The 19,869-nt window shown below is 62.3% G+C and carries 13 protein-coding genes, 5 pseudogenes and 1 riboswitch; of the genes and pseudogenes, 13 read left to right on the top strand and 5 right to left on the bottom strand.

Going from position 1 to position 19,869, the window contains the following annotated elements; genetic code table 11:
- Positions 1–24: 24 nt before the first annotated feature.
- The 3 genes from AB4N42_RS00275 to AB4N42_RS00265 all read right to left on the bottom strand — a co-directional run bounded on the left by AB4N42_RS00275 (position 25) and on the right by AB4N42_RS00265 (position 2,584).
- Positions 25–837 carry an aldo/keto reductase gene (locus AB4N42_RS00275; protein ID WP_030140194.1) on the bottom strand — a complete coding sequence of 271 codons (813 nt, stop codon included), beginning with the start codon at positions 835–837 and terminating at the stop codon, positions 25–27.
- The gene (locus tag AB4N42_RS00270) at positions 834–2,009 is read right to left on the bottom strand and encodes an NAD(P)/FAD-dependent oxidoreductase (protein ID WP_030140193.1); all 1,176 of its coding nucleotides are present in this window, start codon (positions 2,007–2,009) and stop codon (positions 834–836) included. Before AB4N42_RS00270 ends, AB4N42_RS00275 begins: the two co-directional genes overlap by 4 nt.
- Before the next feature lie 242 nt (positions 2,010–2,251).
- Positions 2,252–2,584: a DMT family transporter gene (locus tag AB4N42_RS00265; protein WP_181290974.1), complete on the bottom strand. Its 333-nt coding sequence runs from the start codon at positions 2,582–2,584 to the stop codon at positions 2,252–2,254.
- Between the two features lie 103 nt (positions 2,585–2,687).
- On the opposite strand from AB4N42_RS00265, the gene AB4N42_RS00260 reads away from it, so the two are divergent.
- Positions 2,688–3,578, top strand: coding sequence for a LysR family transcriptional regulator (locus AB4N42_RS00260; protein WP_030140191.1), 891 nt, complete (start codon positions 2,688–2,690; stop codon positions 3,576–3,578).
- 22 nt (positions 3,579–3,600) lie between these two features.
- Complete coding sequence (waaA, locus tag AB4N42_RS00255) at positions 3,601–4,875, top strand: lipid IV(A) 3-deoxy-D-manno-octulosonic acid transferase (RefSeq protein ID WP_460115697.1); 1,275 nt, start codon at positions 3,601–3,603, stop codon at positions 4,873–4,875.
- A gap of 189 nt (positions 4,876–5,064) precedes the next feature.
- On the opposite strand, the pseudogene AB4N42_RS00250 reads toward waaA, so the two are convergent.
- Positions 5,065–6,506 (bottom strand): annotated as a pseudogene (locus tag AB4N42_RS00250) (TolC family outer membrane protein).
- Between the two features lie 156 nt (positions 6,507–6,662).
- Positions 6,663–6,768, top strand: a riboswitch (TPP riboswitch).
- A 161-nt stretch (positions 6,769–6,929) separates the two neighbouring features.
- On the opposite strand from AB4N42_RS00250, the gene thiC reads away from it, so the two are divergent.
- On the top strand, positions 6,930–8,819 hold the full coding sequence (gene thiC / locus AB4N42_RS00245; protein WP_030140188.1) for a phosphomethylpyrimidine synthase ThiC: 1,890 nt from the start codon (positions 6,930–6,932) through the stop codon (positions 8,817–8,819).
- Positions 8,820–8,990: 171 nt separating this feature from the next.
- Positions 8,991–10,283 (top strand): putative hydroxymethylpyrimidine transporter CytX, encoded by a 1,293-nt coding sequence (gene cytX / locus AB4N42_RS00240; RefSeq protein WP_198797229.1) that lies wholly within the window; start codon positions 8,991–8,993, stop codon positions 10,281–10,283.
- On the opposite strand, the gene AB4N42_RS00235 is transcribed toward cytX, so the two are convergent.
- Complete coding sequence (locus tag AB4N42_RS00235; protein WP_030140186.1) at positions 10,252–10,995, bottom strand: DUF3298 domain-containing protein; 744 nt, start codon at positions 10,993–10,995, stop codon at positions 10,252–10,254. The two genes, cytX and AB4N42_RS00235, sit on opposite strands and share 32 nt — an antisense overlap.
- A 214-nt stretch (positions 10,996–11,209) precedes the next feature.
- On the opposite strand from AB4N42_RS00235, the gene AB4N42_RS00230 reads away from it, so the two are divergent.
- From AB4N42_RS00230 to parC, 9 genes and pseudogenes are all read left to right on the top strand, one after another.
- On the top strand, positions 11,210–11,827 hold the full coding sequence (locus tag AB4N42_RS00230; protein ID WP_030140185.1) for an NUDIX domain-containing protein: 618 nt from the start codon (positions 11,210–11,212) through the stop codon (positions 11,825–11,827).
- Complete coding sequence (locus AB4N42_RS00225; protein WP_024618006.1) at positions 11,818–12,270, top strand: DUF1249 domain-containing protein; 453 nt, start codon at positions 11,818–11,820, stop codon at positions 12,268–12,270. Before AB4N42_RS00230 ends, AB4N42_RS00225 begins: the two co-directional genes overlap by 10 nt.
- Before the next feature lie 111 nt (positions 12,271–12,381).
- Positions 12,382–13,198 (top strand): annotated as a pseudogene (gene cpdA, locus AB4N42_RS00220) (3',5'-cyclic-AMP phosphodiesterase).
- Positions 13,199–13,439: 241 nt separating this feature from the next.
- A pseudogene (locus AB4N42_RS00215) lies at positions 13,440–13,535 on the top strand (helix-turn-helix domain-containing protein); the annotation flags it as partial.
- Positions 13,528–13,656: pseudogene (locus tag AB4N42_RS00210) on the top strand (DUF6124 family protein); the annotation flags it as partial. The pseudogenes AB4N42_RS00215 and AB4N42_RS00210, both read left to right, overlap by 8 nt.
- A gap of 244 nt (positions 13,657–13,900) precedes the next feature.
- Positions 13,901–14,510 (top strand): annotated as a pseudogene (locus AB4N42_RS00205) (YqiA/YcfP family alpha/beta fold hydrolase).
- A 42-nt stretch (positions 14,511–14,552) separates the two neighbouring features.
- Positions 14,553–16,457 (top strand): DNA topoisomerase IV subunit B, encoded by a 1,905-nt coding sequence (gene parE / locus AB4N42_RS00200; RefSeq protein WP_030140182.1) that lies wholly within the window; start codon positions 14,553–14,555, stop codon positions 16,455–16,457.
- Positions 16,457–17,443, top strand: a complete 987-nt coding sequence (locus tag AB4N42_RS00195) for an esterase-like activity of phytase family protein (protein ID WP_431146400.1) — start codon at positions 16,457–16,459, stop codon at positions 17,441–17,443. The genes parE and AB4N42_RS00195 overlap by 1 nt, the downstream gene beginning before the upstream one ends.
- 100 nt (positions 17,444–17,543) lie before the next feature.
- Entirely contained in the window at positions 17,544–19,808 is a 2,265-nt protein-coding gene (gene parC, locus AB4N42_RS00190) for a DNA topoisomerase IV subunit A (protein ID WP_198797224.1), read from the top strand.
- Positions 19,809–19,869: the final 61 nt, after the last annotated feature.

Genomic DNA, 19,869 nt, shown 5'->3' with positions numbered 1-19,869 from the left:
TGCTTGATGCCGCGCAGGGCGGCTTCAGTTTTGACGTAGGACGTTGGCTACGGTCGCAACGTTATGGGCGAGGTGCAGCGGATCAATGGTGCCGACAATAGCACTGGCAACCCCTGGATGCTCGAACAACAGTTCGAAGCTGGCACGGACCGGGTCCTCTCCGGGGCTCAGGCAGACGTGACCGCTGGCCAGGGCTTTTTTCACCAGGATCGCCTTGCCGTGCTCGCTTGCGTAGTCAATGACAGCCTTTTCGCTTCGTTCGTTCAGATTGTAGGTGACCATCGCGCAGTCGCCTTGCTCCAGGGCTTTCAAGCCGCCGTCGACGGTCTTGCCGGAAAAACCGAAACCACCGATCTTGCCCTCGCGCTTGAGTGCCGCCAGGGTCGGATAGACATCGCTGTCGTTGAGGATCGACAGATCATTGCCGTCCGAATGCACCAGCACCAGGTCGATGTAGTCCGTTTCCAGGCGCTTGAGGCTGCGTTCCACCGAGAACCGCGTATGGCTGGCGCTGAAGTCATGGCGCGACTGGCCGTCGCTGAATTCCTCGCCGACCTTGCTGACAATCACCCAGTCCTGACGCTGGCCGCGCAGCAGCGGGCCGAGGCGCTCTTCGCTGCGGCCATAGGCCGGCGCGGTGTCGATCAGGTTGATGCCCAGGTCGCGCGCCAACTTGAGCAACATGCGTGCTTCGTCGTCATCGGGAATGCGAAAACCGTTGGGGTATTTGACGCCCTGGTCGCGGCCGAGCTTGACCGTGCCCAGGCCCAGGGGCGACACCTTCGGGCCGTTGTGGCCCAGCGGGCGATGCAAGTCATGCAGGGTCGGTTGGCTCATGGCAACAGTTGTTCCCAGGCTGGTATGCCCATGGGCGGTTTGGGCAGGTCCGGCAGCGGGGCGGCGTGGCTTGGCTGGATGCCGTCGCGTTGCAGTGCTGCGATCACTCGATCGGAAAAGTCCGGAGCCAGTGCCAACTTGGTTGGCCAGCCCACCAAGAGGCGATCCTGTTCGGCGACGAAAGCATTGTCGGGGCGGGTCAGGCCCGATTGCAGCGGTTCGGCGCGAGCGACTCGCAACGTGGCCCATTGCGCGGTGCTGAGGTCGATCCACGGCAGCAGTTGGCCGAGTTCCTTCTGGGCGACGGCAATCTGCGCGGCCGGTTCACGGGCGACGGCGTCGCCTTCGGCGAGGTCGCCGCCCATGTACCAGACCCATTGGCCGTCAGCGGCGGGATGGGTGGTCACGGTGACGCGCGGCTTCGGTCCGCCGCCCAGGCAATGGGCATACAGCGGCTTGAGGCCCGGCCCTTTGGCCAGGACCATGTGCAGCGGTCGGGTCTGCATGGCCGGCTGGTCCAGGCCCAGGGCCTTGAGGAGGTCAGCGGTGCCACCGCCGGCACTGAGGACAATACGCTGGGCGCGGATCTCGCGACCGTCGACCTTCAGTCCGATCAGTTTGCCTTCTTCATGCAGCGGCTCGATATGCTGGCCGGCCAGCAGGCTGTCACCGGCCAGTTCCGCCAGGCGGGCGATCAGGCTGGGGACGTCCACGACCAATTCGGACAGGCGATAGACCTTGCCCTTGAAACGCTTGTCTTGCAGGGCGGGCGGCAGTTGCTCGCCCTTGACCTGGTCAACGCGTCCGCGCACAGCCTTGCTGGCGAAGAAGCTGGTGAGGTTGCCTGCCAGGGTTCCGGGGGACCAGAGGTAATGGGCATCGGACAGCATGCGTACGCCCGCCAGGTCCAGCTCGCCATCACCCTTCAAGGCCTCGCGCCAGCGGCGTGGCATGTCGGCAATGGCTTCCGAGGCGCCGGTCAGGGCGCCATGCAAGGCGTACTTGGCGCCGCCGTGGATGATGCCCTGGGATTTGACACTCTGCCCGCCGCCGAGGCTGGCGCTTTCCACCAGCACGGTTGAAAACCCCTGGCGGCGCAAGCGCGCATTCAGCCAGAGGCCGGCGACTCCGGCGCCGACAATCAGGATGTCGGTGGAAATAACGGATGGCATGCAGCGACCTCAGAATTCAAGACGAGGGCGCAGTATACAGACTCGACGAAGAGGGCATTTGTTGGCGATCAACGTCGGCCACATGGGAGCAAAGCTTTTGTGGCGAGGGAGCTTGCTCCCGCTGGATCGCGCAGCGGTCCCAAGCTTTTTGGGGCTGCTGCGCAGCCCAGCGGGAGCAAGCTCCCTCGCCACAAGTGCGTTCCAGCTCAATATCGGTGTGTTCCAATTCAATGGCAGTATTTTCAGTGCCCTGCAGTCTTGGAAAAGAGTTGGATCACGACAACCCCAAGAACAATCAACGCCATCCCCAGCATCGCCGGCACGTCCAGTTTCTGCCCGTAGATGAACAGCGCCGCGACGCTGACCATGACGATCCCCAGGCCGGCCCAGACCGCATAGGCCACGCCTACCGGAACGGTGCGCACCACCAGCGTCAGCATCCAAAACGCAGTGCCGTAGCCGACGATGACCAGCAGCAAGGGCAGTGGCGCGCTGAGACCCTTGATCGCTTTCATCGACACGGTGGCGATGACTTCGGCGCAGATGGCAATGGCGAGGTAGTAGTAGGCGTTCATGGGCGAATCCTCTGTGACTGTTGCGTCGTTCGATGGCCCCATTCTAGGGATTGGGCAGATGCGGTAAAGTCATTACCTATCTGCAATGGAGATAGGTTGCGCCATGAATACTCAATGGAATCTGGAACAACTGCGGCTGTTCGTCGGTGTCGCCGAGAAGCGTTCGTTCTCCGCCGTGGCCCGGGATCAGCGCAAGGCCCAGTCAGCCATCAGCAGCGCGATTGCGATGTTGGAAGAAGACTTGGGGGTGAGCCTGTTCGAACGCAGCAGCGGTCGTCAGCCCAAGCTCACCGACGCGGGCGTGGCGCTGCTTGAGGAGGCCCGGGAAGTGTTGCGCCAATGCGAGCGCCTCAACGGCCGGGCCTTGGCCCTGATGCGTGGGCAGGAGGCGTCGCTGCGCCTGGCCCAGGACGAAGCCATGCCTTATCAGCCCGTCATCGACAGCCTGGCGGCGCTGGCCGAACGATTCCCCACGCTTGAAGTACAGCTGGCCAGCGCCGCCCAAGGCGATGTGGCGCGCAAGCTGGTGGAACGTCGCGCCGACCTTGGGTTGTTGTTCTATCACGACCAGATCCCCGAGGCGTTGGAGCGCCGGGTACTGGGCAGCGTGGAGATGGTCACGGTGTGCGGCCGGAATCATCCGCTGGCGCACCATGAATATGTGTCATGCCTGGAAATGGCCCGGCATCGCCAGTTGCTGATGGCGACCCAATCCAGCGTCTATCCCGGCAGCGAACAGGCCAGCCCGCAAGTCTGGCGCGCTGACAGCTTCTACGTGCTGGCCGAGTGGTTGAGGAGTGGCCTGGGCTGGGCCTGGTTGCCGCGGCATGTCGTGCAATACCCGGCGTACCTGGGGGATATGGTCGAACTCAACAGCGAATGGACCCCGCCGGCCCTGGTGGTGGAGCTGGTCTGGCGCCGCGATGAACCCCTTGGTCCCGCCGCCCGGTGGCTGGCGGAACGTTTTGCCGTGCAGTTGCAGGCGATCGGCTGAAAAACCGATAAACTCCGCCGCCATGAACAGAACTCTCTATAGCGCGTTGTTTTACTTGGGGCTGCCACTGGTAGCGATTCGGCTGTGGCTGCGGGCTCGCAAGGCGCCGGCCTATGCGCGGCGTATCGGCGAGCGGTTCTCGTGGGGCTTGCCGACGATGGCGCCGGGCGGCATCTGGGTCCACGCGGTGTCGGTGGGCGAAAGCATCGCCGCCGCGCCGATGATTCGCGCGTTGTTGCAGCGTTATCCACAGCTCCCGATCACCGTGACGTGCATGACGCCCACCGGTTCGGAGCGGATCAAGGCGTTGTTCGCCAATGAACCGCGCGTCCAGCATTGCTATCTGCCTTATGACTTGCCGTGCGCGGCCAAGCGTTTCCTCGACCGGGCCCGGCCGAAACTGGCGGTGATCATGGAAACCGAACTGTGGCCCAATCACATCCATCAATGCGCCCGGCGCGGCATTCCCGTGGCGTTGGCGAACGCGCGGTTGTCGGAGCGTTCGGCGCGCGGTTATGCGCGTTTTCCCAAGTTGACCCGGCCGATGCTCGCCGAGATGAACCTGTTCTCGGTGCAGACCGAAGCCGAGGCCGAGCGCTTTCGCCAGCTCGGTGCCAGGGCGGAAACCGTCGAAGTCACGGGCTCCATCAAGTTCGACCTGACCATCGACCCGCAACTGCTCGAAAGCGCCAGCGCCTTGCGCCGTCAATGGCAAGCGGTGGAGCGCCCGGTGTGGATCGCCGCCAGCACCCATGAGGGCGAGGACGAAGTGGTATTGACCGCCCACCGGCGATTGCTCGACAGCTATCCCGATGCGCTGCTGATCCTGGTGCCGCGTCATCCGGAGCGATTCGATTCAGTGGCGCAATTGTGCGAGCGCGAGGGTTTTGCCACGGTCCGGCGTTCCAGTGCTCAGCCGGTCGGCCCGCAGACCTCGGTATTGCTGGGCGATACCATGGGCGAGCTGCTGTTTCTCTATGCGTTGGCCGACAGCGCATTTGTCGGCGGCAGCCTGGTGCCCAACGGCGGGCACAACCTGCTCGAACCGGCGGCACTGGCAAAACCGGTGCTCAGCGGGCCGCACTTGTTCAACTTTCTCGAAATCGCCGCGCAACTGCGTGTGGCCGGGGCTCTGGCGGAGGTGGAAGATGCTGAAAGCCTGGCCCTGGCGGTTCAGCGCCTGTTCGAGTTGCCTCGGGACGCCCAGCGCATGGCAGAGGCGGGATTGGTGGTGATGCGCCGCAACCAGGGTGCGTTGCAGCGATTGCTGGATGGGTTGGGGCGGTTGATCGACTGAGCGCGAGTCCTGCATCTATGGCAGGGATTATCTGTGGCGAGGGGATTTATCCCCGCTGGGCTGCGCAGCAGCCCCAAAACCTGACGGCACATTTGTGTCAGGCCGTTTGAATGGGGGGTGCTTCGCACCCCAGCGGGGATAAATCCCCTCGCCACAAAAGGTGAGCTGTCGTTAGCGGGTGGCGGTAGATTATTGCGTCGGCCGCGAACGCAACTGCTCTGCCGCAGCCTGTGCCAGGTCCGGCGGCAGGAAGTCCTTGTCCGGGTTGTAATCGGGCTTGAGGTAACGGGACAGGGCTTGCAAATCTTCCGGGCTCAACGTCCCGGCGGCTTGCTTGAGGCGCAGGTTATCCAGGATGTAGTCATAGCGGGCGTTGTTGTAGTCGCGCACCGAGGTGTACAGCTGGCGCTGGGCGTCGAGCACATCGACGATGTTGCGAGTGCCCACCTGATAGCCGATCTCCGTGGCATCCACCGCGCTCTGGTTGGAGATGATCGACTGGCGCCGGGCCTGGACTTGTTCCACATCGGTGTTCACCGCGCGGTGCAGGTTGCGGGTGTTTTCCACCACTTGGCGGCGCAGGCCTTCGCGCTGCTGCTCGGTCTGGGTGAGTTGCGAATAGGATTCGCGCACCTGGGAGCTGGTCAGTCCGCCGCTGTAGATCGGGATGCTCAACTGCAGGCCGATGGTGCGTTGCTCCGCGTCGCCACCGTAGCGCTGGCCGGTGGGGCTCGGGTTGGTGAAACCGAGGCCGTCGTTGTCACCTTTCCTGTATTGGGCGATTGCGTCGAGGGTCGGCGCGTGGCCGGCCTTGCGCTGGCGCAAGGTGTCTTCGGCGGCATCGACGGCATAGTTGCTCGCCAGCAGATTGAGGTTCTGCTTGGCGGCGGTGTCGACCCAGGCCTTGGCGTCGTTCGGCGCCGCAGCGGCAGGATCGGCAGGGTGTGGACGACGCCCTGGATCGAATTGTACTGGCGGTTGGTCAGGGTGATCAGCGCTTCGAAGGCATCTTCGACCTGGCGCTGGGCGATGATCCGGTTGGCCCGCGCGGTGTCGTAGCTGGCCTGGGATTGCAGCACGTCGGTCTTGTCCGACAGGCCCACGTCGAAACGTTCGTTGGACTGGTCGAGCTGGCGCTTGAACGCGGCTTCCTCGGCCTTGGTCGAGGCCAGGTTGTCCTGGCTGCGCAGCACGTTGAAATAGGCTTCGGCGCTTTGCAGGATCAGGTTCTGTTCGGTGGCGGACAGTTGCAGCGACGCTTGTTCGTTGACTGATTTGGCCGCCTGCAGCTGGAACCAGCGGTCGGCGCGGAAGATCGGCTGGGACAGCGTGGCCTGGTAGACCGTGGAGCTGCGCGTGGCGGTCATCGCCGGTTGGTCGAGCTCGGTGCGGGTGTTGTTCAGGTCGGCGCCGGCCGACAGGTTGGGCAGCAGCCCGGCGCGGGCCTGGGGCACCACTTCCTTCTGGGCGCCATATTGGGCGCGGGCGGCGGCCAGGTCAGCGTTGTTGTCCACCGCTTCCTGGTACACGCTGACCAGGTCGGTCTTGTTGGATAACGGTGCTTCGGCGGCCCAGGCCATTCCATTGGACGCACAAGACACGGCAAGGGCCAGTGAGAGTTTGCGCAGCATGAGGCGATCCCTACGTTCAAATTGAATGCGCATAACAGGCGCGCGGCGTAGCGAGTGTAGTTGCGCCTACGCACGGCAACAATCCTGTATTTGTGCCATTCATCACGGCTTTTGCCCGGGCGATGGCGTTCTGCGCCGGTTGTGTCTAGACTGGCCGGGTTCTTGTCGGGGTGCCTTGCTATGAGGCTGAGATCGAATAATTTCGGATCCCGTTGAACCTGATCAGGTTAGCGCCTGCGTAGGGAACAAGATTTCTCGTCACCCGGCGAGTCCTCTTGTGCTTCGTCCGGGATGTCGTTCGATCATTGAACGCACTCGAGCAGCAAGCACAGCGTCCGCACTTTCGTGCAGGGACGCGTCCATTCGTTACAGGTTCGCTCCGACAAAAATCCACTGCCTGGATGTGTGTCTGGAGAGCCCGTGATGACGACAAAATCAAAAAACGCGACCAACCTCAGTGAATCGGCCCAGGTCGATCAGCAATCGGTCCAGCCCTTTACCCGCTCGCAAAAAATCTATGTCCAGGGCAGCCGTCCGGATATCCGCGTGCCCATGCGCGAAATCAGCCTCGACGTGACCCCCACCGACTTCGGCGGCGAGATCAACGCGCCGGTAGTGGTCTATGACACCTCGGGCCCGTACACCGACCCGAACGTGATCATTGACGTGCGCAAAGGCTTGGCCGATGTGCGCTCGCCGTGGATCGAAGCCCGTGGCGACACCGAGCGCCTGGCGGGCCTGAGCTCCAACTTCGGCCAGGAGCGCCTGGCTGATCCCGAGCTGACCCAGCTGCGCTTCGCCCACGTGAACAACCCGCGTCGCGCCAAGCCGGGCGCCAACGTCAGCCAGATGCACTACGCGCGCAAAGGCATCATCACCGCCGAGATGGAATACGTCGCCATCCGCGAAAACATGAAGCTGGAAGTCGCCCGCGCCGCCGGCCTGCTGGACCAGCAACACGCCGGCCACAGCTTCGGCGCCAGCGTGCCGAAAGTCATCACCCCGGAATTCGTGCGCGATGAAATCGCCCGTGGCCGCGCGATCATCCCGGCCAACATCAACCACACCGAACTGGAACCGATGATCATCGGCCGTAACTTCCTGGTGAAGATCAACGGCAACATCGGCAACAGTGCGCTGGGTTCGTCCATCGAAGAAGAAGTGGCGAAGCTGACCTGGGGCATCCGCTGGGGTTCGGACACGGTCATGGACCTGTCCACCGGCAAGCACATCCATGAAACCCGCGAGTGGATCATCCGCAACTCGCCGGTACCGATCGGCACCGTGCCGATCTACCAGGCCCTGGAAAAAGTCGGCGGCGTGGCTGAAGACCTGACCTGGGAGCTGTTTCGCGACACGCTGATCGAACAGGCCGAGCAGGGCGTCGACTACTTCACCATCCACGCCGGCGTGTTGCTGCGCTATGTGCCGATGACCGCCAAGCGCGTCACCGGTATCGTCAGCCGTGGCGGTTCGATCATGGCCAAGTGGTGCCTGGCGCACCACAAAGAGAACTTCCTCTACACCCACTTCGAAGACATCTGCGAAATCATGAAGGCCTACGACGTCAGCTTCTCGCTGGGCGATGGCCTGCGTCCGGGCTCGATTGCCGACGCCAACGACGAAGCGCAGTTCGGCGAGCTGGAAACCCTCGGCGAGCTGACCAAGATCGCCTGGAAGCACGACGTGCAATGCATGATCGAAGGTCCCGGCCACGTGCCGATGCAGTTGATCAAGGAGAACATGGACAAGCAGCTCGAGTGCTGCGACGAGGCGCCGTTCTATACCCTCGGCCCACTGACCACCGACATCGCGCCGGGCTACGACCACATCACCTCGGGCATCGGTGCGGCGATGATCGGCTGGTTCGGTTGCGCCATGCTTTGCTACGTGACGCCGAAGGAACACCTCGGCTTGCCGAACAAGGATGACGTCAAGACCGGGATCATCACCTACAAGATCGCCGCGCATGCTGCCGATCTGGCCAAAGGGCACCCGGGCGCGCAGATCCGCGACAACGCCTTGAGCAAGGCGCGTTTCGAGTTCCGTTGGGAAGACCAGTTCAACCTCGGCCTCGACCCGGACACCGCCCGCTCGTACCACGACGAAACCCTGCCGAAGGACTCGGCCAAGGTGGCGCATTTCTGCTCGATGTGCGGGCCGAAATTCTGCTCGATGAAAATCACCCAGGAAGTGCGCGAGTACGCGGCGAACCAGCGCATTGAAGCGGTGGATGTCGATGTCGCCCAGGGCTTGGCGGAGCAGGCTGAGCGGTTCAAGAAGGAAGGTAGTCAGCTTTACAAGAAAGTGTGATTTGAGCTGAAGAGGGCGGTGTTTTCACTGCCCTCATCGCGAGCAAGCTCGCTCCCACAGTGGGTTTCTGCTGTTCACAAGATTTGTGCACGCAGCAGGCCTTCTGTGGGAGCGAGCTTGCTCGCGATAGCGGCCAAAAAAACAATAAATATCCCTCTGAGATAACCACCCTTGAACATCCAACCCAGCACCTACTCCCCCGACACCGCAGTCCCCCTGGACAAACGCGTCTTCGGCGCCCGCGATCTGTTTTCCCTGTGGTTCTCCCTCGGCATCGGCCTGATGGTCCTGCAAGTCGGCGCCTTGCTCGCGCCGGGCCTGGGCCTGAGCGGTTCGTTGCTGGCGATTTTCCTCGGCACGCTGGTGGGCGTCCTGCTGCTGGCGGCGGTCGGGGTGATCGGCAGCGACACCGGCCTGTCGGCCATGGCCGCCCTCAAGCTCAGCCTCGGCAGCAAGGGTGCGAGCGTGCCGGCGGTGTTGAACCTGCTGCAGCTGATTGGCTGGGGTTCGTTCGAAATCATCGTCATGCGCGATGCCGCCAGCCTGCTTGGCGCCCGGGCTTTCAGTGAAGGCAGCTTGGGCACGAACCCTTTGCTGTGGACATTGTTCTTCGGCGCGTTGGCGACCTTGCTCGCTGTGAGTGGGCCGTTGACCTTCGTGCGCAAGGTCCTGCGCAAATGGGGCATCTGGTTGCTGCTGGCGGCTTGCATCTGGTTGACCTGGAACCTGTTCGCCAAGGCTGACCTGGCCGCACTGTGGGCGCAGGCCGGCGATGGCTCGATGCCGCTGGCGGTGGGTTTTGATATCGCCATTGCGATGCCGTTGTCCTGGCTGCCGCTGATCGCCGACTACTCGCGTTTCGGCAAGCGCGCCAAGAATGTCTTCGGCGGCACTGCCGTGGGCTTCTTCATTGGTAATTTCTGGCTGATGAGCCTGGGCGTGGCCTACACCCTGGCGTTCGCACCGAGTGGCGAAGTCAACGCGTTGCTGCTGGCCCTGGCCGGTGCCGGGTTGGGTATCCCGCTGCTGCTGATCCTGCTCGACGAGTCGGAAAACGCCTTCGCCGACATCCACTCGGCAGCGGTGTCCAGCGGCATGCTTTCAGGATTGAAGGTTGAGCACCTGGCCTTGGCGATTGGTGTCATCTGCACATTGATCGCCTGCTTTGCACCGTTGGCGCAATACCAGAACTTCCTGTTGCTGATCGGTTCGGTGTTCGCGCCGTTGTTCGGCGTGGTGCTGGTGGACCACTTCATCCTGCGCAAACGCAGCGGCCAAGTGCAGTCGGCCGCGTTGCGCTGGCCGGCCCTGTTGGCCTGGTTGGGCGGGGTAAGCACTTATCACCTGCTGGCCAATTTCTACCCGGACATCGGCGCAACCCTGCCGTCGCTGATCCTGGCGGGGTTGCTGCAACTGCTGCTGGGCCGGGCCTTCAGCTACGGCCGGGAAACAGCTCGGGCTTGAGGATGCCGTTGAGGCGTGGATAGGCGATCTTCAGTTCGATGTGGCCCAGGGCATACGGCGCGATGGTGCTCACTTCGTACTTGAGGATCACCCCGCCGTAGGTCAGCGCGATGTGCGGGGTTTTCTGGAAGGACCACTGTTTCAGGAAGTCCGGTTCCTGATCCAGCTTCGTGCTGATCAGCCAACTGTTGTGGGCGACCTGGGCGGCTTTCCAGAACGCTTCTTCCTGGCCCGGCAGCAGCATGTCCGACAGCTCAAGCACCTTGTGTTGCTGGCGCGAATAATTGATGAAGCCGCGACCCGGCGTGCCGTGGGCACCGCCGGTGTCCAGGTAGCTGGACAACTCGATGATCACCAAGCCGTCATGCTGCTCGCGTACCTTGGCTTGCAAATAGCTGCTGTTGCGCGGCGCGGCGTTGCGCAGGAACTGCTCGCGGTAGGCCGCCAGCGTCGGCGCCACCGGAGCGCCCGGGGTGCGGGTCAGTTGTAGCAAGCGTTTCTCGACGATGCCGTCCAGCGCGGGCTCGGTGGGAAAGTGCAGGGTGTCGATGTTCACCAGTGGGCAGTCGGCACTGGCGCAGCCGGGTTGCAATTGCTCCGAGGCATCGCGAGTGGTCTCCAGCGGCGCTCGATAATTGGGTTGGAACAGGCTTTGGCACGCACCCAGGGTCAGGGCAATGGCGGCCAGGGAAGCAATTTTGTAAAGCGACATGGGCGTCCTTCGTGGAACAGGGAAAGGCGAAAAGTTACCCGCTTCGACTGTCAGCAGGGCAATCAGTTCGCCACTAAGCTCATTAGAGTAATTTTAAGGGCAGCCGTCCATCCCGATCACCGGAAAGGGGCTGCATCAAACGGTACGGGCGCGTTAGGATGGCGCGAAGTCGAGGTTGGAACCTCGTATTGATCCATTGCACACGAGGATTGTCATGACTGATTTCGCCAACGCCACACCGAGCACCGTGGAAATCGTCGAGCGCGAGAGCTGCTACAAGGGCTTCTACAAACTTGATCGCGTGCGCCTGCGCCACGAACTGTTCGCCGGTGGCATGAGCCGTGAAATCAGCCGTGAGCTGTTCGTCCGCCATGACGCGGTGTGCGTGTTGCCCTACGACCCGCAGCGCGATGAAGTGGTGCTCATCGAGCAGTTTCGCGTCGGTGCCATGGGTAAAAGCGCTAATCCCTGGCTGGTGGAACTGGTGGCCGGCCTGATCGACAAGGACGAGCAGCCGGAAGAAGTTGCTCATCGTGAAGCGCAGGAGGAAGCTGGGCTTGTCTTCGCCGCGCTCTGGCCGATGACCAAATATTTTCCATCGCCGGGCGGCAGTGACGAATTCGTGCATCTTTTCCTGGGGCGTTGCGACAGCACGGGGGCGGGCGGCCTGCATGGCCTGCTGGAAGAAGCTGAAGATATTCGCGTGAAGGTCTGGGCTTTCGAAGACGCGCTGCAAGCAGTGCGCGACGGGCGTATCTGCAACGCGGCCAGCATCATTGCCTTGCAATGGCTGGCCTTGAACCGTGATGAAGTGAGGGGGCTATGGTCCTGAACAAGCTGCGCGATCGTTATCGCGTCGATCTGGTGGGGTTGCAGGCTGCCTGCGAGGCCAACTACGCCCGCTTGATGCGCTTGTTGCCGGACATGCGCAACGACCCATTGCCGCGTCGCATCGCCGTGACCCACGGTGACCAGATGCTCGGCGTGCTGGCCCTCGAAGTGCTGCAGACTTGCCCGTACACCACGACTTTGCAGGTCCGCCAGGAACACAGCCTGCCATGGCTGCCGGTGCCGCAGCTGGAAGTTCAGGTCTATCACGATGCGCGCATGGCCGAGGTTGTCAGCGCCGAACATGCACGACGCTTTCGTGGCATCTATCCTTACCCCAATGCGTCAATGCACCAGCCGGATGAAAAAGCCCAGTTGAACCTGTTCCTGGGCGAGTGGCTGAGTCATTGCCTGGCGCTGGGCCACGAGTTCGAAGTCGTTCGGTAGTCGTGAACGCTGGTTGTGAACCGGTTCCGGTTCACGGGTTTCCCCTTTCGATCTTCCCCAGCATAATTGCCGCTTCATGCAACGGCGTGACTGCGCCTGGGAGAGAGCGATTTGCCGAGCGTATCCAGCTTGACCACGGCCGATGCGGCGCTGTTGGTCCAACTGTCCGACAGCCATCTGTTCGCCGAGGCCGATGCCTCGTTGCTGGGCATGAATACGCGTGACAGCTTGCGGGCGGTCGTTGACCTGGTGCTCCAGCAACAACCGAATATTGACCTGATGCTCGCCACGGGCGATCTGTCCCAGGACGGCACGCTGGAATCCTACGAAGCGTTTCGACAACTGACCGCGCGAATCGATGCGCTCGGCGCGGTGGATTCCGGGTAACCACGATGAGCCGCAGGTGATGCTCGGGGCGGCGGTCAAGAGCACGTTGCTCGATCCGGTGGTGGACATCGGCAATTGGCGGGTGACGATGCTCGATTCCGCCGTGCCAGGTTCGGTGCCGGGTTTTTTGGCCGAGGAGCAGTTGATTCTGTTGGCCAATGCCTTGAGCGAGGCGCCGGAGCGGCATCATCTGGTGTGTCTGCATCATCATCCGGTGTCGATTGGGTGTACGTGGATGGAGCCGATCGGGTTGCGTAATCCCGAGGCGCTGTTTGCGGTGTTGGATCGGTTTCCGCAGGTGCGGGCGGTGTTGTGGGGGCACGTGCATCAGGAAATCGACCAGGTACGCGAGGAGGTTCGTTTGTTGGCTTCGCCTTCGACCTGTATTCAGTTTGAGCCGGGGAGTGAGGATTTTGCGGTGGGCTCGCAGGCGCCGGGGTATCGATGGTTGCGGCTTTTGCCGGATGGGCGGTTGGAGACGGGGGTTGAGCGGGTGGTTGGGTTTGCTTTCACTCCGGACTATGGTTCCAACGGGTACTGAGTTCGATCCTGTTTATTGTGGGAGCGAGCCTGCTCGCGAAGGCGGCTTGACGGAGTACATATCCATTTCTGCGGTAACGGCTACTTAGGGTTCCGCCCTTACGGCGGCTCACTTTTTTTCAGACGCCAAAAAAAGTAAGCAAAAAAGGCTTGGGTATGACTCACCCACATGGGTTACAAATCAGTTCACTCACATAGGTAACAGTTTTTAACTGGCAGGGTCGGTTTTCGAGGATCTGACCATGCCATGGCGAGAGCTGAAACCTATGGACCTGAAACTGCTGTTCATTGCGGACTTCATCAAAGGCCCGCCCAGCTTCAGTGCGCTTTGCCATGCTCGGTGACCTGGCCTTCGATCTGGAGGGCTCGCGCCGGCATTTCGCCTTGGGAGTGCAGCAGATGATCGAACTCGGTGAATTGCTGGCGAATCGGGCGTTGGACATCGTCGATCCACGCTAGGGCTGAGTAGGTTTTCGTGGCGAGGGGATTTATCCCCGCTGGGGTGCGAAGCAGCCCTAAGGCCAATCACCTCGGGGCGTCAGACTGTCCTGCATTCGGCTTTTTGGGCGCGCTTCGCGCCCCAGCGGGGATAAATCCCCTCGCCACAGGTTTTGTGTTTGTCCTAATAACCATCAGATCATCCGCCAATCCCCACAAACTCCCTGTAAACTCCGGCCTTTGCCCAACACCCAGGGAGTCGGCAATGTCGGGTTCGATCCTTTATATCCATGGCTTCAACAGTGCCCCAGCATCGACCAAAGCCTGCCAATTGGTTGAAGTGATGGCACGCCTTGGCCTCAGCGACCAGCTCCAAGTGCCCGCTTTGCATCACCACCCCCGCCAGGCCATCGGTCAGCTGGAACAGGCGATTACAGAACTGGGCCGGCCACTGCTGGTCGGCAGCTCGCTCGGCGGCTACTATGCGACTCACTTGGCCGAGCGCCACGGCCTCAAGGCCCTGTTGATCAACCCGGCCGTCAGCCCGCATCGGATGTTCGACGGCTACCTGGGCACGCAGAAGAATTTATACACCGACGAAACCTGGGAATTGACCCACGACCACGTGACGGCCCTGGCCGAGCTGGAAGTGCCTGGCGCCCCGGGATCCGCAGCGGTTTCAGGTATGGTTGCAAACCGGTGACGAAACGCTGGATTATCGCCACGCCCAACAGTATTACCGCGCCTGTGCCTTGCGCATCCAGGCCGGCGGCGACCACAGTTTCCAAGGGTTTGCCCAGCAGTTGCTGGCGCTGTTGAGTTTTGCCGGCATTGGTGCCGATTTGTACCAGGCGATCGACTTCACGTCGCTGTGAGCCATCGCCCCTTTTTCATTTGAACACTGACGACGAGACCCCATGGCCACTCCCAGCGCTAGCTCTTATAACGCAGACGCCATCGAAGTCCTCTCGGGCCTCGACCCGGTGCGCAAGCGCCCCGGTATGTACACCGACACCAGTCGGCCGAACCACCTCGCCCAGGAAGTCATCGACAACAGTGTCGACGAAGCCTTGGCCGGGCATGCGAAGTCGGTGCAGGTCATCCTGCACGCCGATCATTCGCTGGAAGTCAGCGATGACGGTCGCGGCATGCCGGTGGACATTCACCCGGAAGAGGGCGTGTCGGGCGTCGAGCTGATCCTCACCAAGCTCCACGCCGGCGGCAAGTTTTCCAACAAGAACTACCAGTTTTCCGGCGGTCTGCACGGGGTGGGTATTTCCGTGGTCAACGCTTTGTCGACCCAGGTGCGAGTACGGGTCAAGCGTGACGGCAATGAGTACCAGATGACCTTCGCCGATGGCTACAAGGCCACCGAGCTGGAAGTGGTAGGTACCGTCGGCAAGCGCAACACCGGAACCAGCGTGTATTTCGCCCCGGACCCGAAGTATTTCGATTCACCGAAGTTTTCGGTCAGCCGCCTCAAGCACGTGCTCAAGGCCAAGGCTGTGTTGTGCCCGGGGCTGCTGGTCAGTTTCGAAGACAAGGCCACCGGCGAGAAAGTCGAATGGCATTACGAAGACGGCCTGCGCTCCTATCTGGTGGACGCGGTCAGCGGTTTCGAACGCCTGCCCGACGAGCCGTTCTGTGGCAGCCTGGCCGGTAACAAGGAAGCGGTGGACTGGGCGCTGTTGTGGCTGCCCGAAGGCGGCGAAAGCGTCCAGGAAAGCTACGTCAACCTGATCCCCACGGCCCAGGGCGGTACGCACGTCAACGGCTTGCGCCAAGGCCTGCTCGACGCCATGCGCGAGTTCTGCGAGTTCCGCAACCTGCTGCCCCGTGGCGTGAAGCTGGCGCCGGAAGACGTCTGGGAGCGCATCGCCTTCGTCCTGTCGATGAAGATGCAGGAACCGCAATTCTCCGGCCAGACCAAGGAGCGCCTGTCGTCTCGCGAGGCGGCGGCGTTCGTCTCCGGCGTGGTCAAGGACGCCTTCAGCCTCTGGCTCAATGCCAACCCGGAAACCGGCCTGGCCCTGGCGGAGCTGGCAATCAACAACGCCGGCCGTCGTCTCAAGGCCAGCAAGAAAGTCGAGCGCAAGCGCATCACCCAAGGGCCGGCATTGCCGGGCAAGCTCGCCGATTGCGCCGGGCAGGACCCGATGCGTTCCGAGTTGTTCCTGGTGGAAGGTGACTCCGCCGGTGGTTCGGCCAAGCAGGCGCGGGACAAGGAGTTCCAGGCCATCCTGCCGCTGCGGGGCAAGATCCTCAACACCTGGGAAGTGGACGGCAGCGAAGTGCTGGCCAGCCAGGAAGTGCATAACATCGCGGTGGCCATCGGCGTCGATCCGGGCGCCGAGGACATGACCCAGTTGCGCTACGGCAAGATCTGCATCCTCGCCGACGCCGACTCCGACGGCCTGCACATCGCCACCTTGCTCTGCGCGCTGTTCGTCCAGCATTTCCGTCCGCTGGTGGACGCCGGCCACGTCTACGTGGCGATGCCGCCGCTGTACCGCATCGACCTGGGCAAGGAAATCTACTACGCCCTGGACGAAGCCGAGCGCGACGGCATTCTCGATCGCCTGGTGGCCGAGAAGAAGCGCGGCAAACCGCAGGTCACCCGATTCAAAGGCCTGGGCGAGATGAACCCGCCGCAGTTGCGCGAAACCACCATGGACCCGAACACCCGTCGCCTGGTGCAGCTGACCCTGGATGATTTCGCCGCGACGACGGAAATGATGGACATGCTGCTGGCGAAGAAACGCGCGGGCGACCGCAAGTCCTGGCTTGAATCCAAGGGTGACTTGGCCGAGGTCCTGGCCTGATGCGCAAGGGTTTCGCCCTGGCGTTGTTGCTGTGGGCGGGGGTAGCAGTCGCAGGACCCGCGCCGGAATTGAAGCTGTTGGCCGAGCATGCCGTCGATGGCATGCGTGGCGGCAACCTCTCCGGCTTGGCGTTGTGCGGCAACGAGATGTGGACGGTGTCCGACCGCGACGACGACCGGATCTATCGCCTCAAACCCAACGATGTAGCGGTCTGGCAGGCTGAAACAGTCGACATCCAGGTGCCGACCGTGCCGGATAACGATTTGCCGTGGGGCCTGAGGTCGCGCACCTGGGCGGCGTCGTTCCTGCGCGGGGGCGAGCTGGATTTCGAAGGCATCAGTTGCGACAGCGCCGGTAATCGCTATGTGGTCAGCGAGTCCAATGCCGCCGTGCTGCAAATACCGACGACAGGCGCTGCATCGTGGTTGAAAATCGCTCCGACGATGATCCGCCAGGCGCGTGGCAGCGGCATGTTGTTGCACTTCAACGCCTTGTTCGAAGGGCTTGCGGTCAACCCGGCCGGCGACCAGCTCTGGCTGGCGGCCGAGCGTGAGCGTCGTGGCTTGCTGTTGATCAAGCGCCAGCAAACGGTATGGGACTGCGACGGCAATTGCGTACTGCTCAGCGAAGCGGGGCAGGAGATGCAGCCGCCGCAGTTTCCCAAGGCCAAGGCCGTATCGCGGGATTTTGCCGACCTGTCATTGTTTGAGGGCAAGCTGTTCACCCTGGAGCGAAATGCCTATCAGATCTGCCGGCGCGACCCGCAGACCGCTCAAGTCGAGCGCTGCTGGTCGTTCGCTGCCGAGGCGCTGCAGGATAATCGTCGTTACTCGCAAGCCTATGGCCTGGCCGAAGCGCTGGTGGTGGACGCCCAAGGTGCCTGGATTGGCCTGGACAACAACGACGGTGCCCGTGTCGATGGCGAGCGGCGGCCCATCATCTGGCGCTTCGCCGCGCCGGACGGTGGCTGGGGCGCCTCGCCATGAGTGGGCTACCGCTGGGCACGAATGCCCCGGAAGAATTTGAATTTACCCAGCGCGATGGCACCACGCCGTTGCGCCAGACAACGAACTTGATGAGGCCCGCATGAGCGACATTCTTGCAGACAGCTTGGACGGCGTAGAGCGCCGATCGCTGGCTGACTTCACCGAAAATGCCTACCTCAATTACTCCATGTACGTGATCATGGACCGCGCCTTGCCGCACATCGGCGATGGCTTGAAGCCGGTCCAGCGGCGGATCGTCTACGCCATGAGCGAGCTCGGGCTGGACGCGGACTCCAAGCACAAGAAATCGGCGCGTACCGTCGGTGACGTGCTCGGCAAGTTCCATCCCCACGGCGACTCGGCCTGCTACGAAGCCATGGTGCTGATGGCCCAGCCGTTCAGCTACCGCTACACGTTGGTGGACGGGCAGGGTAACTGGGGTGCGCCGGATGATCCCAAGTCCTTCGCGGCCATGCGCTACACCGAGGCGCGGTTGTCGCGCTATTCCGAGGTGCTGCTCAGCGAACTGGGCCAGGGTACCGCGGACTGGGGGCCGAACTTCGACGGCACCCTCGACGAGCCCTTGGTCTTGCCGGCACGTTTGCCGAACATCCTTCTCAATGGCACCACCGGTATCGCCGTGGGCATGGCCACCGACGTGCCGCCGCACAACCTGCGGGAAGTGGCGACGGCGTGCGTGCGTTTGCTGGACGAGCCGAAAGCCACGGTTGAACAGCTCTGCGAGCATATCCAGGGCCCGGACTATCCGACCGAAGCCGAGATCATCACCCCGCGCGCCGATCTGCTGAAAATCTACGAAACCGGCCGTGGCTCGGTGCGCATGCGCGCCGTATACCACATCGAAGACGGCGACATCATTGTCACGGCGCTGCCGCATCAGGTGTCCGGGGCCAAGGTCCTGGAGCAGATTGCGGCGATGATGCAGGCAAAACCGTCGAAAGCGCCACAAGTGGCCGACTTGCGCGACGAGTCCGACCACGAGAACCCCTGCCGCATCGTGATCATCCCGGTCAACAGCCGGGTCGACCACGACGCGCTGATGCAGCACCTGTTCGCCAGCACCGACCTGGAGTCGAGCTATCGGGTGAACATCAACATCATCGGCCTGGACGGCAAGCCACAACTGAAAAACCTGCGGGCGTTGTTGGTGGAGTGGCTGGAATTCCGGGTCAAGACCGTACGCCGACGCCTGCAATTCCGTCTGGACAAGGTCGAGCGCCGCCTGCACCTGTTGGACGGCTTGTTGATCGCCTACCTCAACCTGGATGAAGTGATTCACATCATCCGCACCGAGGAGCACCCCAAGGCCAAGCTGATCGAGCGTTTTGCCCTGAGCGAAATCCAGGCCGACTACATCCTCGATACCCGCCTGCGCCAGTTGGCACGCCTGGAAGAGATGAAGCTGCGCGCCGAGCAGGACGAGTTGCTCAAGGAGCAGGCCAAGCTGCAAGCCTTGTTGGGCAGCGAAGCCAAGCTCAAGAAACTGGTGCGCACCGAGCTGCTGAAGGATGCCGAAACCTACGGCGACGACCGTCGCTCGCCGATTGTCGAGCGCGCCGAAGCCAAGGCGTTGAGCGAACACGACCTGCTGCCGAACGAGAAAGTCACCGTCGTGCTCTCGGAAAAAGGCTGGGTACGCTCCGCCAAAGGTCACGATATTGACGCCGCCGGGCTTTCCTATAAGGCCGGGGATGGTTTCAAGGCCTTGGCGCCTGGGCGCTCGAACCAGTTCGCGGTGTTCATCGACTCCACCGGGCGCAGTTATTCGGTGCCGGCCCACACCTTGCCATCGGCCCGTGGCCAGGGCGAACCGCTCACCGGTCGTCTGACGCCACCGCCGGGTGCAACTTTTGAGTGCGTGCTGATGCCTGATGATGACGGGCTGTACGTAATTGCGTCGGACGCCGGTTACGGGTTCGTCGTCAAGGGTGAGGACCTGCAAGCCAAGAACAAGGCGGGCAAGGCGCTGTTGAGTCTGCCGAACAACGCCAAGGTCATCGCACCGCGTCCGGTCATCGATCGCGAGAACAATTGGCTGGCGTCGGTGACGACAGAAGGGCGGTTGCTGGTGTTCAAGATCAGTGACCTGCCACAGCTCGGCAAAGGGAAAGGCAACAAGATAATCGGGATTTCCGGCGAACGGGTGGCGAGTCGCGAGGAATATGTCACGGATATTGCAGTGATACCGGAGGGTGCCACGCTTGTGCTGCAGGCTGGAAAGCGTACGCTTTCACTGAAAGCGGACGATCTTGAGCATTACAAAGGTGAACGCGGTCGGCGGGGCAACAAGCTTCCAAGGGGGTTTCAGCGGGTGGATGCGCTGCTCGTCGAAAACCTCAATTGAGCGTGCTAGAGGGCTCGGTCTGCGATTAAATGCCGCAGATCGGAGTTTTGGCGCTGGAGTC

It is taken from the genome of Pseudomonas sp. H2_D02, assembly GCF_054677635.1.
The sequence above is the reverse complement of the archived record's forward strand: the minus strand, read 5'-3'. Positions and strand labels throughout refer to the sequence as shown.